The sequence below is a fragment of the Achromobacter sp. 1014246743 genome (genome assembly GCF_059760725.1).
Genome location: NZ_JCBANA010000112.1, coordinates 1 through 14105 on the forward strand (window position 1 = coordinate 1; position 14105 = coordinate 14105).

The 14105-nt window shown below is 67.2% G+C and carries 15 protein-coding genes and 1 riboswitch; of the genes, 8 read left to right on the forward strand and 7 right to left on the reverse strand.

The features are described 5' to 3' along the window. Nucleotides 1-153: 153 nt before the first annotated feature. Nucleotides 154-1353 (forward strand): phosphoglycerate dehydrogenase, encoded by a 1200-nt coding sequence (gene serA / locus AC6LJ2_RS28995; protein ID WP_263915228.1) that lies wholly within the window; start codon nt 154-156, stop codon nt 1351-1353. 174 nt (nt 1354-1527) lie between these two features. Here the strand turns inward: serA and AC6LJ2_RS29000 are convergent, their stop codons facing one another. Then, entirely contained in the window at nt 1528-2409 is an 882-nt protein-coding gene (locus AC6LJ2_RS29000) for a LysR family transcriptional regulator (protein WP_263915229.1), read from the reverse strand. A gap of 140 nt (nt 2410-2549) precedes the next feature. Here AC6LJ2_RS29000 and AC6LJ2_RS29005 point away from each other — a divergent pair, with 140 nt between their 5' ends. The 4 genes from AC6LJ2_RS29005 to AC6LJ2_RS29020 are packed head-to-tail and all read left to right on the forward strand — an operon-like array spanning nt 2550 to nt 5504. Further along, a complete protein-coding gene (locus AC6LJ2_RS29005; protein ID WP_006386852.1) occupies nt 2550-2981 on the forward strand; it encodes a VOC family protein in 432 nt (143 codons plus the stop codon). A gap of 24 nt (nt 2982-3005) precedes the next feature. Then, nucleotides 3006-3740, forward strand: a complete 735-nt coding sequence (pxpB, locus tag AC6LJ2_RS29010; RefSeq protein ID WP_263915230.1) for a 5-oxoprolinase subunit PxpB — start codon at nt 3006-3008, stop codon at nt 3738-3740. Beyond that, entirely contained in the window at nt 3737-4735 is a 999-nt protein-coding gene (locus AC6LJ2_RS29015; protein ID WP_498152693.1) for a 5-oxoprolinase subunit C family protein, read from the forward strand. The genes pxpB and AC6LJ2_RS29015 overlap by 4 nt, the downstream gene beginning before the upstream one ends. 1 nt (nt 4736) lies before the next feature. Beyond that, entirely contained in the window at nt 4737-5504 is a 768-nt protein-coding gene (locus AC6LJ2_RS29020; RefSeq protein WP_498152694.1) for a LamB/YcsF family protein, read from the forward strand. A 28-nt stretch (nt 5505-5532) separates the two neighbouring features. On the opposite strand, the gene AC6LJ2_RS29025 is transcribed toward AC6LJ2_RS29020, so the two are convergent. After that, the gene (locus tag AC6LJ2_RS29025) at nt 5533-6234 is read right to left on the reverse strand and encodes a GntR family transcriptional regulator (RefSeq protein ID WP_263915233.1); all 702 of its coding nucleotides are present in this window, start codon (nt 6232-6234) and stop codon (nt 5533-5535) included. Between the two features lie 188 nt (nt 6235-6422). Next, nucleotides 6423-7061 carry a trimeric intracellular cation channel family protein gene (locus tag AC6LJ2_RS29030; RefSeq protein WP_263915234.1) on the reverse strand — a complete coding sequence of 213 codons (639 nt, stop codon included), beginning with the start codon at nt 7059-7061 and terminating at the stop codon, nt 6423-6425. Between the two features lie 250 nt (nt 7062-7311). On the opposite strand from AC6LJ2_RS29030, the gene AC6LJ2_RS29035 reads away from it, so the two are divergent. Next, entirely contained in the window at nt 7312-8181 is an 870-nt protein-coding gene (locus tag AC6LJ2_RS29035; protein ID WP_445658062.1) for a universal stress protein, read from the forward strand. A gap of 23 nt (nt 8182-8204) precedes the next feature. Here AC6LJ2_RS29035 and AC6LJ2_RS29040 read toward each other — a convergent pair whose 3' ends face one another. The 4 genes from AC6LJ2_RS29040 to AC6LJ2_RS29055 form a co-directional block, all read right to left on the reverse strand. Further along, complete coding sequence (locus AC6LJ2_RS29040) at nt 8205-9485, reverse strand: muropeptide transporter (RefSeq protein ID WP_445658061.1); 1281 nt, start codon at nt 9483-9485, stop codon at nt 8205-8207. Nucleotides 9486-9555: 70 nt separating this feature from the next. Next, nucleotides 9556-10170 (reverse strand): methionine biosynthesis protein MetW, encoded by a 615-nt coding sequence (gene metW, locus AC6LJ2_RS29045; protein WP_263915236.1) that lies wholly within the window; start codon nt 10168-10170, stop codon nt 9556-9558. Further along, entirely contained in the window at nt 10167-11444 is a 1278-nt protein-coding gene (gene metX, locus AC6LJ2_RS29050; protein ID WP_445658060.1) for a homoserine O-succinyltransferase MetX, read from the reverse strand. The genes metW and metX overlap by 4 nt, the downstream gene beginning before the upstream one ends. Then, nucleotides 11434-11515, reverse strand: a riboswitch (SAM riboswitch). It overlaps the preceding gene by 11 nt. Nucleotides 11516-11606: 91 nt before the next feature. Then, nucleotides 11607-12362: a GntR family transcriptional regulator gene (locus AC6LJ2_RS29055; protein WP_263915238.1), complete on the reverse strand. Its 756-nt coding sequence runs from the start codon at nt 12360-12362 to the stop codon at nt 11607-11609. Between the two features lie 183 nt (nt 12363-12545). Here AC6LJ2_RS29055 and AC6LJ2_RS29060 point away from each other — a divergent pair, with 183 nt between their 5' ends. Together AC6LJ2_RS29060 and AC6LJ2_RS29065 are read left to right on the forward strand one after the other, a co-directional pair. After that, entirely contained in the window at nt 12546-12827 is a 282-nt protein-coding gene (locus tag AC6LJ2_RS29060; RefSeq protein ID WP_056327564.1) for a UxaA family hydrolase, read from the forward strand. Nucleotides 12828-12858: 31 nt separating this feature from the next. Beyond that, on the forward strand, nt 12859-14034 hold the full coding sequence (locus tag AC6LJ2_RS29065; RefSeq protein WP_263915240.1) for a UxaA family hydrolase: 1176 nt from the start codon (nt 12859-12861) through the stop codon (nt 14032-14034). Nucleotides 14035-14105 lie beyond the last annotated feature (71 nt).

Consider the following 14105-nt stretch of genomic DNA (forward strand, 5'->3'; position numbering starts at 1 on the left):
GGCCAGCCCATGCAGGGGCTGGCCGGGCAAACGCTTTCCCGGCGCGGCCGTTGAAACAATTCATCCACACCGCGCCAATGGCTACTCCTTGCACTGCAGCAAAAATGGGCCACAATAAATAGAACGTATTTCCCCACCCGACCCCTGGCAGTCATGGCAAAAATCGTCCTGTTCGAGAACATCCACCCGAGCGCCCGCGCCGTCTTCGAAAACGCGGGCTACACCGACATCGTCTCGCACGCCGCGGCCCTGCCGCCCGCGCAGATGCAGGACGCCCTGCGTGGCGCCCACGTCGCCGGCATCCGTTCTCGCACCCACCTGGACGCCGCCCTGCTGTCCGGCAACCCCGACCTGCGCGTCGTCGGCTGCTTCTGCATCGGCACCAACCAGGTCGATCTCGACACCGCCATGCAGCGTGGCATCCCGGTGTTCAACGCCCCCTTCTCGAACACCCGCTCGGTCGCCGAGCTGGTGCTGGGCGAAGCCATCCTGCTGCTGCGCCGCATTCCCGAAAAGAACGCCCGCGTGCACCTGGGCCACTGGGACAAGAGCGCGTCCGGCGCTTTCGAGACCCGCGGCAAGACGCTGGGCATCGTCGGCTACGGCAACATCGGCTCACAGATCAGCACCCTGGCCGAAAGCCTGGGCATGCGCGTCCTCTACCACGACGTCGAAGCCAAGCTGCCCCTGGGCAACGCCCGCCCTGCCGGCTCGCTCAACGACCTGCTCGAACAGGCCGACGTCGTGACCCTGCACGTGCCCGGCGGCAAGTCCACCGAAAACATCATCGACGCCGACGCCCTGGCCCGCATGCGCCGCGGTGCCATCCTCATCAACGCCTCGCGCGGCACCGTCGTCGACATCAACGCCCTGCACGCCGCCCTGAAATCCGGCCACCTGGCCGGCGCCGCGCTCGACGTCTTCCCCACCGAACCCAAGAGCGCCGACGAACCGCTGGCCAGCCCCCTGATCGGACTGCCCAACGTCATCCTCACCCCGCACATCGGCGGCAGCACGCAGGAATCCCAAGAGAACATCGGCCGCGAAGTCGCCGAAAAGCTCGTGCGCTTCCTACAGGCCGGCACCACCAAGGGCGCCGTCAACTTCCCCGAACTGCCCTTCCTGGAACAGGCCGGCGCCACCCGCATCCTGCACGTGCACCGCAACGCCCCCGGCGCCCTGGGCACGCTCGACAACCTGATGGCCCAACACGGCCTGAACATCGTCAGCCAGACCCTGCAGACCAAGGGCCAGATCGGCTACGTCATCACCGACGTCGAAGGCCACGTCGACGACCTGGTCATGACCACGCTGCGCGACCACCCCATCACGGTCCGCTGCGACCGGCTGTAAAGCCCGCAACGGCAAGGCGCAGAAAAAGAGGGGCCCTGTCGGGGCCCCTCTTTTTCAATTGCTCCCCCAGCGTGGCGCGCCCCCACCTGCCCGCCCCGTATCTTCCGGGCCAATGGGGCCCGCGCTCGGCACCCGCACATTCCTCGCCAGATACCGCGCGCGTGCCGCTGGATTTCACTTGTCCCAGGCCTCCCCGGGCGCAGCCGCGGCCCGCCCCAGGCATTCCGCCATTTTGCCCCCGACGCTGCCCGCATCGAACGGCAAGCGCCCGATGATGCCGATTTCCCGGTAGAACGCCGCCTCGCCCAGCGACAGCAGCCGCAAGCCGTCCAGGTTCAAGCCCCGCAGCCGCGGCAACAACCCCACCCCCAGCCCGTGCCGCACCATATTGGCAATGGCCTCGATCTCATCGAGTTCCACCGCCTCGTGCACCGTGATGCGCTGCTTCTTCAGGAACAGGTCCACCACCCGCCCGCCGAACGACGCCCGGTCGTAGCGGATGAACGGCTGCGTCGCCAGCAGCTCGCGCCACGGCGCCGGCGGCATCGATTCCGGCATGGCCAGCACGACTTCTTCGCGCAGCAGTGGCTGCCAGCCCAATTCAGGCGGCAAGGCGAACGGCGGCCGGATCAACAGCGCCATGTCGACCTCGCCCGCGTCCACCTGCCCCAAAAGCGACAACGACACCCCCGGCACGATGCGCACCCGCACGTCCGGATAGCCTGCGCGGAATTCCCCCAGCGCCCGCACCAGCAGGTCCTGCTGCACCGAGGCGATGGCGCCGATGCGCAGCGATCCGCTGACGTGCCCGGCGCCCGCCGTGGCCATGCGCTCGGCCATGGCCACCAGTTCCTCGGCCTGCGGCAGCATCTCGCGCCCGTGCGCGTTCAGCGTCGCCGCGCGCGCGCCGCGGTCGAACAGCGCCACGCCCAGGTATTCCTCCAGGCGCTTGATCTGCGCGCTGACGGCCGACTGGGTCAGGCCCAGCTGGGCGCCCGCCCCCGTAAAGGTGCCGTCCCGCGCCACGGCGATGAAGGTCTTGAATTCTTTGATCACGATCAATATTTTCGATGCTAAGACACAAAAAATATCGTTTTTCAATCAAAAAAACAATTCTTAAACTAGCAATCAGGACACGACCCGATGGTGACGGTCCGCATTCTGATTTACCTTTTCCGCCTTATCCGGAGCTTTTCATGACCGCTCAAACCAACTTGCCGCCGTTCCACCTGGCCTTCCCGGTCCGTGACCTGGCCGAAGCCCGCGCCTTCTACGGCGAAAAGCTGGGCTGTCCCGAGGGCCGCAGCTCGCCCGAATGGATCGACTTCAATTTCTACGGCCACCAGATCGTCGCCCACCTGGCCCCCAGCGAGTGCGGCCACAAGGCCACCAGCGCCGTCGATTCGCATAATGTGCCCGTGCGCCATTTCGGCGCGGTGCTTTCCATGGAACAATGGGAAGCCATGGCCAAGCGCCTGACCGATGCCGGCACCGAGTTCGTCATCGAGCCCTACATCCGCTTCAAGGGCGAAGTCGGCGAACAGGCCACCATGTTCTTCCTGGATCCGTCGGGCAATGCGCTGGAATTCAAGGCATTCAAGAACCTGGATTCGTTGTTCGCCAAGTAATCCGTCTCTACAGGTTTCGTGCCGTTGAACGCAATATCCGACCCACCTTCTTCGGCCGAAATCACCTGGCGCATCCAGCCCCAGGGTGACCGCTGCCTGATCGTCTCGTTCGGCGACCAGATCGATGCCTCGATCGGACGCACCTGCCTGGCCGCGGCGCGCAAGCTGCGCGACGCCGGCCTGCCGGGCGTGACCGACGTGGTGCCCTCGTTCGTGGCGGTGGCGGTCCACTACCGGCCCGACGGCCTGGGCAACGGCCCCACGTACGCCAGCCTGGCCGAGCGCATTGAAACCCTGTTGGCCGAAGGCATTGCCGCCGACGCCACGGCCGGCCGCGAGGTCGACGTGCCCGTCTGCTACGGCGGCGAACACGGCCCCGACCTGCTCGACGTGGCCGCCGCCGCTGGCCTGACGCCCGACGAGGTCATCGCGCTGCACAGCGGGCCGCGCAGCATGGTGTTCATGCTGGGCTTTGCGCCCGGCCATGCCTACCTGGGCGTACACGACGACAAGCTGAACCTGCCGCGGCGCGCGTCGCCACGCACGGCGGTGCCCCCTGGCGCCGTGGCCATCGCCAATCGCCAGACCGTCATCTATCCCAACCGCCTGCCCGGCGGCTGGCACATCATCGGCACCACGCCGCTGACCATGTTCGACCCCGCGCGCGAACCGGCTGCGCTGCTGCAACCCGGCGACTCGGTCCGCTTCGTGCCCATCACCCCTGAAGCATTCGACCGTCTGCGCGAGGCCCGGCCGTGAGCATCACCGTCATCAAGCCGGGCATGCTGTCCAGTTTCCAGAACCGCGGCCGCGACGGCTACCAGCACCAGGGCATTCCCGCCGCCGGCGCCATGGACGAACGCGCCCACCGCCTGGCCAATGCGCTGGCCGGCAACACCGGCGACCCGGCCACGCTCGAAATGACCCTGACCGGCCCCACGCTGCGCTTTGATGCGCCAGCCTGCTTCGCGCTGGCGGGCGCCGACCTGGGCGCCACGCTCAACGGCCAGGACATCCCCTTGCACCGCCCGTTGGTGGCGCGCACGGGCGACACGCTGGCGTTCGGCGCCCGGCCCGCCAACGGCGTGCGCGGCTACCTGGCGGTGCATGGCGGTTTTGCGCTGCCGTCCGTGATGGGCAGCGAAACCACCTACCTGCGCAGCGGCTTCGGCGGCTTCGAAGGCCGCGCGCTGGCAAAGGGCGACCAGGTCGGCCTGCGCCAGGCGCTGGGCCATTCCGATCTGGACGCCCTGCAGAAAGCGCTGTGGGACATCCGCATCTACCTGCCCGGCGCGCTGGGCCATAAGCAACGCGACGCCATCCGTTTCCTGCCCGGCCTGCAATGGGAAGAATTTTCCGAAGCCACCCGCCATGCCTTCGGCGGCTCGGAATTTCGCATCAGTCCGCAATCGGACCGCATGGGCTATCGCTTGCTGGGGCCTGCGCTGTCCATGAGCCAACCGCGCCAGATGCTGTCGGAAGCCGCCTGCTTCGGTACCGTGCAGGTGCCGTCCGGCGGCGAAGCCATCATCCTCATGGCCGACCGCCAGACCACCGGCGGCTACCCCAAGATCGCGCAGATCGCCACCGTCGACCTGCCGCTGCTGGCCCAATACGCCCCGGGACGCACCCTGCGCTTTGCGCGGATCGAACTGGACGAGGCCCAGCGCCTGGACGGTGAACGCGAACGCGCCTTTACCCAATTGCTGGACACGCTGGCGCCGCTGCGCGCCTTGCTGACACAAGGACACTGACATGAGCCAAAGCATCGACCTGAACTGCGACATGGGCGAAAGCTACGGCGCCTGGACCATGGGCAACGATGCCGCGGTGCTGGCGTTCGTCAGCTCGGCCAACATTGCCTGCGGCTTCCATGGCGGCGACCCCGCCACCTTGCGCAAGACCGTGGCCGCCGCGCTGGCCCAGGGCGTGGCGCTGGGCGCGCACCCCAGCCTGCAGGACCTGGCCGGCTTCGGCCGCCGTGCCATCCCCACCACGCCCGAAGAAGCCTACGACATCGTCGTCTACCAGATCGGCGCGCTGGCCGGCGTGGCCGCTTCGCAAGGTGCGCGGCTGCACCACGTCAAGGCGCACGGCGCGCTGTACAACATGGCCGCCAAAGACGCCGGCCTGGCGCGCGCCATCTGCCAGGCGGTGAAAGACGTGGATGCCTCGCTAGTGCTGTACGGCCTGGCAGGCAGCAAGCTGATCGATGCCGCCCGCGACATCGGCCTGGCCGCCGCCAGCGAAGTCTTTGCCGACCGGTCCTACCAGGACGACGGCTCGCTCACCCCGCGCACCCGCGCGGGCGCCATGATCGAAGACGTGGACCAGGCGGTGGCGCAGGTGCTGCGCATGGCCCGCGAAGGCCTGGTGCGCTCGGTCGACGGCAAGGACGTGCCGGTGCAGGCCGACACGCTCTGTATCCACGGCGACCAGCCCAACGCGCTGGTGTTCGCGCGCGCCATCCGCGACGCGCTGCAAGAAGCCGGCATCGCGGTGCGCACGCCGCAGGCGCGCTGAGAACAATCGACGAGAAAGGGGCCGCGCGCTAGCCGCGGCCGAAACGCGGCGCCGGCTCTTCGGCGTCCTGCAGCGAGGCCTCGTGGTAGGCCCGCAAAATGCCCGGCAGCACATCCAGCACGTAGCTGCGCGTCAGTTCGGCCGCGCGCTCGAAGTCGCGGCTGGCCATGGCCTGCGTGATGCCCTGGGTGTAGGTCTGCAGCTTGTTCGAGTCCATGCTCTGCCGGGCCAGCAGGTAGCGCAGCGGCTCGACCTGCTCGTACAGCTTGGTCAGCACCTCCACCAACGGCACATTGCCCGTGAAGCGGGCGCCGGCCAGGTAGAACTCGCGCAACGCCGCGATGTAGGCGCGCACGTCGCGCTTGGCCATGGCCGCGGCGATGGCATCGTCGTAGGTGCGCAGTTCGGCCACCAGCGGCGACACGTCGTCCATCTCGGCGACCTGGCGGATGCAGTAGGCTTCCAGCTCCGCGCGCAGCTTGTACAGGTGGCGGATCTGGGTTTCCGAATACAGGGTGGCCCTGAAACCTTTGCGCTGGACATGCGTCACCAGGCCGCTCAATTCCAGCAACCGCAGCGCTTCCCGGATGGGGCTGCGGCTGGTGCCGAAACGCTGCTCCAGTTCCTGTTCCCGCAACGGCTGCCCGGGCCGGATAGTGCCATCCACTATCAACTCACGAATCTGTTCCTGCAGGAAATACGGAATCGTGGCGGGCGCTTTGACGTCCAATCGGCTCCCCTTGTGCTGCGTGATGCAAGTATTGCGACCCAGAGAAGATACTAGAAATCTATTGAAACACAAATAAGAAAATTGTTGCAGCAGTTCGCGCATGAATCCGTTGATGGCCATCGGCACGACAGTCGAACTGCGGCAGTGGGCGAGTCAGGCGCTCGGTCAGCAGGTGCCGACGCGACGCGTCAATCCCAGTCGTCGCGGTAGACGAACTTGGGCATCTGCCAGTTAAAGCGCAGGGCGAGCAGGCGCAAGGCCAGGCCGGCGGCCAGGGCGATGGGCACGGCGGCATTGGCGGACAGCCCCAGCGACTGGCTGCCCAGGTACAGCGCGCCGGTCACCACCGACACGCTGGCGTAGAGTTCCTTGCGGAACAGCAGCGGCACCTCGTTGCAGAGCACGTCGCGCAGCACCCCGCCGGCGCAGCCGGTGATCATGCCGCTGATCAGCACCACCGTGATCGGCAGCTGCATCAGCTGCGCCACCTGGCAACCAATGACCGTGAACGCCACCAGGCCCAGTGCGTCGGCCAGAAGGAACAGGCTGCGCAGCCGCCGCATGATCGGCGCGATCAGGGCCGTCAGCAGCGCCGCGCCCGCCGTCATCCAGAGGTACTCAGGGTGAATCACCCAGGTCAGCGGGTAATGGCCCAGCAGCACGTCGCGCAGCGAACCGCCGCCCAGCGCGGTGACGCAGGCGATGATGCATACGCCCATCCAGTCCATGTCGCGCCGACCGGCCGATAGCGCTGCGGTCATGGCTTCGGCCACGATGGCAACGAGATAAAGCGTGTGCAGCAGGACGGGAGAAAGATCGGGAAACATGGGTCGGGCCGTGGATGGAACGGCGCCTGGCCGGGGACGGACCCCGGGCAGGCGGCAGGCCCCCATTGTATTGACACCGCGCAATGGCGTTGCCGCGGGCCCCCGCCATCCCTTACGCTGCAAGCACGTTGATATCGATCAAGCCCCGGCCCGCGCCACGCCCGGACAATGGGGTATGCCCGCCAAGGGCGCCATCGGCCGGACGCGGCTTGCGGGAGCCGCCAGCCCGGCCTCACATCGGGAGAATCGTATGTCGCAACAACCTGGCCCCATCCTTCTGGCCACGGACCTGAGCGCGCGGGGCGACCGCGCGCTGGACCGGGCGCTGCAACTGGCCAAGGAACGCAACACCAAGCTGGTCGTGCTGCACGTCATGGAAACCCATGCCGTGCCGGCGCGGCTGACCACGCCGGTCTGGCGCCGGCTGTCCACCGACCACAAGGCCCTGGCCGAGCGCGAACTGGCCGAAGACCTGGCCGACGCCGGCGTGCCCACCGAAGTGGTGGTGACCACCGGGGATCCGCTGGTGCGCATCATGGAAACCGCCGACAGCTTCGGCTGCTCGTTGATCGTCACCGGCATCGCCCGCGACGAAACGCTGGGCCGGCTGCTGCTGGGCACCACGGTGGAAAAGCTGGCGCGGCAGGCCCGCCAACCTGTGCTGGTGGTCAAGACCCGCCCGCGCAAGCCGTATCACGACGTGCTGGTCGCCACCGACTTTTCGCCCGGCTCGCGCCAGGCGCTGCGCGCCGCGCTGCAGCTCGTGCCCGACGCCAACCTGACGCTGTTCCATGCCTACGATGTGCCGTTCCAGGGCAAGAACGTGCCGGACGACGCCGTGACGCGCAGCTTCTACAAGGCGGCCGAGCAAAGTGCGCGCGAGTTCATCGCCGACACGGCGGAACTGGCGGACGTGGCGGCGCCCCAGGTGGTGCTGGAATGCGGCCAGCCGGAAACCGTGCTGTCGGAATACTCGTTCAACCATCGATCGGACCTGGTGGTGACGGGCACCCATGGCCGCACGGGCCTCTTGCGCACGGCCATCGGCAGCGTCGCCGAACGGCTGCTGGAAGCCCTGCCCAGCGATGTGCTGATCGTGCGGCTGACCGGCGAGGAATAAGGAATAAATCGCCGGGCGGGGACTCAGGCGTCCCCGTTCTGGATCATGGCCTCGATGCTGCCGCGCAGCATGCGCAGCAGCACCAGCCCGGGCAGCGCAATGACGACCGTCACCAGGAAGAAGCCGGGCCAGCCCAGGTGCTCGACCAGGGGCGGCGTCAGCGGTCCGGCCAGGTAGGTGCGGCCGACGGCCGACAGCGCCGACAAGAGCGCGAACTGCGTGGCCGAAAAGCGCTGGCGGCACAGGGCCATCAGCAGGCCCACGAACGAGGCCGTGCCCAGCCCGCCGCAGAGGTTTTCCAGGCCAACCGCGCTGGCCATCAGCCAGATGCTCTTGGGGCTGACGGCGATCAGCCAATAGCCCAGGTTGGACACCGCCTGCAGCAGGCCGAACACCATCAGCGACCGATACAGCGTCCAGCGCGACATGATGAAGCCGCCGGCCAGTGCGCCGACGATGGTGGCGGCCATGCCCATGACTTTGTTGACCGCGCCAACCTCGGTGGGCGTGTAGCCCGCGCCACGGATCAGGAAGGTGGTGGACAAGGCACCGGCAAAGGCGTCGCCCAGCTTGTACAGCACGATCAGCAGCAGCACCATCAAGGCGCCGCGGCGGGTGAAGAATTCCTGCAATGGCGCCGCCACGGCCTCGCCCAGGCTGCGCGGCGCCACGGCCACGCGTTCCGGCTCGGGCGCCCACAACGTGGCCAGCGCGCACAGCAGCATCAGGCCGCCCATCACCACGTAGGTATTGCCCCAGCCGATCCATTGATCCGCCATGATCAGCGCCAGCCCGCCCGACACGATCATGGCCAGTCGGTAGCCCATGACCTTGATGGCCGCGCCCGCGCCCCGCTCTTCCTTGCGCAGCACGTCGGTGCAGTAGGCGTCAAAGGCGATGTCCTGGGTGGCGGAAAGAAACGCCACCAGCAGCGCCAGCAGCGCCAGCGTCTGCAAGGCCGACGACGGCGACAGCGTGCCCATGACCATGATGGCCAGGCCCAGCAGGATCTGCGTGACCAGCATCCAGCCACGGCGCCGGCCCAGCAACGGCGGCACGTAGCGGTCGACCAGCGGGGCCCACAGGAATTTCAGGGTGTAGGCGGTGCCTACCAGGGTCAGGAAACCGATCTGCTGCAACGGCACGCCGGCCACGGTGGCCCACGCCTGCAAGGTGCCGCTGGTCAGGGCCAGCGGCAATCCGCTGGCAAACCCCAGGACCAGCAGGGGTGCGACGCGGGGGCTGGTGTAGACGTTGGATACAGCGGTAATGACGGTCTCCTGGAACGGGCCGGCGCGGCGCACAGGCGTGCGCGGCGGGCTTGCGGCATTTTAGGCGCGGATCGCCCGGGCCGTCAGCCGCCGTTGCAGAAAGTCAGGGAGAGGCGAAGCGGTACACCGCCAGGGTGCTGCGCCAGCTGGGAAAGGCCTTGATCTCGCGCCCTTCGTTGAACGTGGCGCGCTCCAGGATGCGCAGCCCCAGGTCACCGGCCAGCTGTTCGAAGTCGCGCAGCGTGCACAGGTGGATGTTCGGCGTGTTGTACCACTGGTAGGGCATCTGGCCGGTCACCGGCATGCGGCCGCGCAGGATCATCCAGCCGTGCGGCCAGTAGCCGAAATTGGGAAACGACACGACGCCGTGGCGCGCCACCCGCGCCATTTCACGCAGGATGTGTTCGGTGCGGTGCATGGACTGCAGCGTCTGCGACAGCACCACGGTGTCGAACTGCTTGTCGTCGAACAGCGCCAGGCCGTCTTCGAGGTTCTGCTGGATCACTTCCACGCCGCGCTTGACGCAGGCGATGACGCAAGTGTCGTCCAGCTCCACGCCCGCGCCGCGCACCTGGCGGTGGTCGCGCAGGTGCGCCAGCAGCGCGCCGTCGCCGCAGCCCAGGTCCAGGACGCGGCTGCCGGGCTCGATCCAGCTGGCGATGCGCGCCAGGTCGGGCCGCAGCGTGGCCACGGCGGGACGGGGGGTGACAGGGTTCATGCGAGGCGTCCTTCGATCTGAGCGGCGTCGACCAGGCCCAGTTCGCGGGCGATGCGCTCGTAATAGCCGCGAACCACGGCATGGTAGCGCGCGTCGTCCAGCAGGAAGGCGTCGTGCCCGTGCGGCGCGTCGATCTCGGCGTAGGTGACAGGGCTGGCGTTCTTGAGCAACGCCCGCACGATCTCGCGCGAGCGTTCCGGCGGAAAGCGCCAATCGGTGCTGAACGACACCAGCAGGAAGTCGGCCTTGGCCGGCGCCAGGGCGCGTGCCAGGTCGCCGCCGGTCTTGCGGGCCGGGTCGAAATAGTCCAGCGCGCGGGTGATCAGCAGGTAGGTGTTGGCATCGAAATAGCGGGTGAATTTCTCGCCCTGGTAGCGCAGGTACGATTCGACCTCGAACTCGACGCCATAACCGTAATGGTAGGCGCCGTCCGCCGCCGGCTCGCGCTGGGCGCGGCCGAATTTCTCGGCCATGTCGTCGTCGGACAGGTAGGTGATGTGGCCGATCATGCGCGCCACCGACAGGCCGCGGCGCGGTACGGTGTCTTGCGCGTAGTAGTCGCCGCCGTGGAAATCCGGGTCGGTGATGATGGCGCGGCGCGCCACCTCGTTAAAGCCGATGTTCTGCGCCGACAGGCGCGGCGTGCTGGCAATGACCACGCAATTGGCCACGCGGTCGGGCAAGGTGATGGCCCAGCTCAGCGCCTGCATGCCGCCCAGCGAACCGCCCATCACGGCGGCAAAGCGCTCGATGCCGAAGTGGTCGGCCACCCGGGCCTGCGCCTGCACCCAGTCTTCCACCGTCAGCACCGGGAACGCGGCGCCCCAGGGCTTGCCGGTCTCGGGGTTGATGCTGGCCGGGCCGGTCGAACCGAAGCACGAACCCAGGTTGTTCACGCCGATGACGAAGAACACGTTGGTATCGACCGGCTTGCCGGGCCCCACCATGTTGTCCCACCAGCCCACGTCGCTGGGCGCGTCGGCCGCCTGGCCCGCCACGTGGTGCGAGGCGTTCAGGGCGTGGCAGATCAGCACGGCGTTGCTGCGCTGGGCGTTCAGGGTGCCGTACGTTTCGACCGCCAGTTCGTAGGCGGCCAGCGACTGTCCGCTGAGCAGGGACAGTGGCTCATCGAAACGCAGGTAGATAGGGGCGACCAGGCCGACGGAACCGGGATCAGCGGCGTCGGACTGCGTGACGGGTGCGACGGTGGCAGGCGAGCCTGCAAGCGCGGCGCTGGCCGAATCACCGGCCAAATGTTGGGCAGGAGTGGTCATACGGACCTCTTTAGCTGGATTTATTGGAAGGCGCCCGCAAGCGGATCAGGCAAATCGGCGCCGAAATTAGGATAGTGCGGCAGGAATTCTAGCACTGCTTGCGGCCGGGTCCGCAAGCCCCTGCCGTCGCCACGCGGGTGGGGCGGCGACAGGAACAGGCGGTCAGGCCCCTGCCTCCCAGGGCTCGTGGCCCAGGTATTCGTAGTGCTCGGTGTTCACGCGCGAGATGCGCCATTCCACCGGCTGGCGGTTGTACGAGAACGCCACCCGGCGGATTTCGAGCAGGGGCGCGCCCTCGGCCACGCCCAGCCAGCGCGCGTGGGCGCGGTCGGCCAGGCAGGTGCGCAGGCGCTCGTCGGTGGCGATGACGTTGACGCCGAACACGTCCTGGTACAGCGCATACAGGGTGCTGGCACGCTCGCGCAGGTGCGCCTCGGTCATGCCGGGAAAGCGCGACTCGGGCAGGCAGATGTCGTCGATCATGACCACGTCGCCGTTCAGCGACAGCATGTTCAGAAATTCGAACACGTAGGCGCCGGCAGCCAGGCCCAGCTTTTCGCGCGCCGCGGCCGATGCCTTGACCCGGCGAAAACGCAGCAGCTCGGTCGTGGGGTACGACTTGTTGCCGTCCTGGCGCAGGATGCGGAAGAACTTGAAGAAGTGGTGGTTGCGCGTGTGCACCGCCACGTACGTGCCCCGGCCCTGGTGACGGACCAGGATGTTCTCCGCGGCCAGTTCGTCGATGGCCTTGCGCAGCGTGCCGATCGACACGCCAAAGCGCTCGGCCAGATGCTTTTCCGGGGGAATTGCCTCGCCCTGCTTCCATTCGCCTTGCGCCAGCGCGGCAAGCACGGCTTGCTTGACCTGCTCGTACAAGGGACTGCCCAAAGGCACAGTCGATGACAGGCTGGTGTTCATGGGTGCATCGCAATAATCAGGGCCCTCCAGTGTAGCGGTGCGCGACGGCCCGTCTCAAGTCATACAATTCATATATATGATTTAGTTGACATACCGAAAAGCCGATCTTAAGATTTGCCGGACGTTGCGATCCCGAAGCGCTTGCGGCACCCGGCCGCACGCCCAGCCCAAGAGAGGAAGACGATGATTCACGCCGTATTGCACGATGCCAAGGACACGGTGGCGGTCGCCGTGGTGGAAGGCCTGACCGCCGGAACGGAACTGAACGCCTGGATCATGGACGAGGACAAGATCATCCATGTCCGGGCCTCGCAGGACATTCCCATCGGCCACAAGGTCGCGATGAAGGACATGGCCGTGGGCGACACGGTCTTCAAGTACGGCGTGGACATCGGCCGCGTGGTGGCGCCGATCAAGGCCGGCCAGCACGCCCACGTGCACAACATCAAGACCAAGCGCTGGTAAGCGACCCACCCGCCCCCAAGAGGAAAAACTCATGTCCGTCATCAATGCTCAAACCACCTTCCAGGGTTACCGCCGCGACAACGGCCGGGTCGGCGTGCGCAACCACGTCATCGTGCTGCCCGTGGACGACATTTCCAACGCCGCGGCCGAAGCCGTCGCCCACAACATCAAGGGCACGCTGGCGTTGCCCCACCCTTACGGCCGGCTGCAGTTCGGCGAAGACCTGGAGCTGCACTTCCGTACCCTGATCGGCACCGGCTGCAATCCCAACGTGGCCGCGGTGGTGGTGATCGGCATCGAAGAAGGCTGGACCAAGCGCGTGGTCGACGGCATTGCCGCCACCGGCAAGCCGGTCATGGGCTTCAGCATCGAACTGCATGGCGACCACGACACCATCATGCGCGCCTCGCGCTGCGCCAAGGAATTCGTGCACTACGCCACCGCGCTGACGCGCAGCACGTGTCCGATCTCGGACCTGTGGGTGTCGACCAAATGCGGCGAATCCGACACCACCTCGGGCTGCGGCGCCAACCCCACGGTGGGCAACGCCTTCGACAAGCTGTATGCGCTGGGCTCGACCCTGGTGTTCGGCGAAACCTCGGAGCTGACCGGCGGCGAACACATCGTGGCCGAGCGCTGTGCCAACGACGCCGTGCGCGAACGCTTCATGTTCATGTTCAACCGCTACCAGGCCATGATCGACCGCTGGAAGACCAGCGACCTGTCCGAATCCCAACCCACCAAGGGCAACATCGCCGGCGGCCTGACCACCATCGAGGAAAAGGCGCTGGGCAACATCCAGAAGATCGGCAAGCACTGCCGCGTGGACGGCGTCATCGACAAGGCCGAGATTCCCGATGGCCCGGGCCTGTGGTTCATGGATTCGTCATCGGCCGCCGCCGAAATGGTGACCCTGTGCGCAGCGTCGGGCTATGCGGTGCACTTCTTCCCCACGGGCCAGGGCAATGTCATCGGCAACCCCATCCTGCCGGTCATCAAGATCTGCGCCAATCCGCGCACCGTGCGCACCATGTCCGAACACGTGGACGTGGATACCAGCGCGCTGCTGCAGCGCGAGATCGACCTGAACCAGGCCGGCGACATGCTGCTGGAATGCATGCTGGCCACCGCCAACGGCCGCTGGACCGCGGCCGAGGCCCTGGGTCACCGCGAATTCGTGCTGACCCGCATCTTCGAAAGCGCCTGATCGCGCCCGGCCGGCCTGCGCCGGCCGCTTCTTTTCCGCGTGGCCGGGCCGCCGCTGCCCCAGGGCGGCCC

What these genes read in the sequence shown, in the direction of transcription:
- AC6LJ2_RS29060 (WP_056327564.1), top strand. Translation starts at nt 12,546, where the DNA reads ATGATTCACGCCGTATTGCACGATGCCAAGGACACGGTGGCGGTCGCC.
- AC6LJ2_RS29020 (WP_498152694.1), top strand. Translation starts at nt 4,737, where the DNA reads ATGAGCCAAAGCATCGACCTGAACTGCGACATGGGCGAAAGCTACGGC.
- serA (WP_263915228.1), top strand. Translation starts at nt 154, where the DNA reads ATGGCAAAAATCGTCCTGTTCGAGAACATCCACCCGAGCGCCCGCGCC.
- metX (WP_445658060.1), bottom strand. Translation starts at nt 11,444, where the DNA reads ATGACCACTCCTGCCCAACATTTGGCCGGTGATTCGGCCAGCGCCGCG.
- metW (WP_263915236.1), bottom strand. Translation starts at nt 10,170, where the DNA reads ATGAACCCTGTCACCCCCCGTCCCGCCGTGGCCACGCTGCGGCCCGAC.
- AC6LJ2_RS29035 (WP_445658062.1), top strand. Translation starts at nt 7,312, where the DNA reads ATGTCGCAACAACCTGGCCCCATCCTTCTGGCCACGGACCTGAGCGCG.
- AC6LJ2_RS29065 (WP_263915240.1), top strand. Translation starts at nt 12,859, where the DNA reads ATGTCCGTCATCAATGCTCAAACCACCTTCCAGGGTTACCGCCGCGAC.
- AC6LJ2_RS29055 (WP_263915238.1), bottom strand. Translation starts at nt 12,362, where the DNA reads ATGAACACCAGCCTGTCATCGACTGTGCCTTTGGGCAGTCCCTTGTAC.
- AC6LJ2_RS29030 (WP_263915234.1), bottom strand. Translation starts at nt 7,061, where the DNA reads ATGTTTCCCGATCTTTCTCCCGTCCTGCTGCACACGCTTTATCTCGTT.
- AC6LJ2_RS29005 (WP_006386852.1), top strand. Translation starts at nt 2,550, where the DNA reads ATGACCGCTCAAACCAACTTGCCGCCGTTCCACCTGGCCTTCCCGGTC.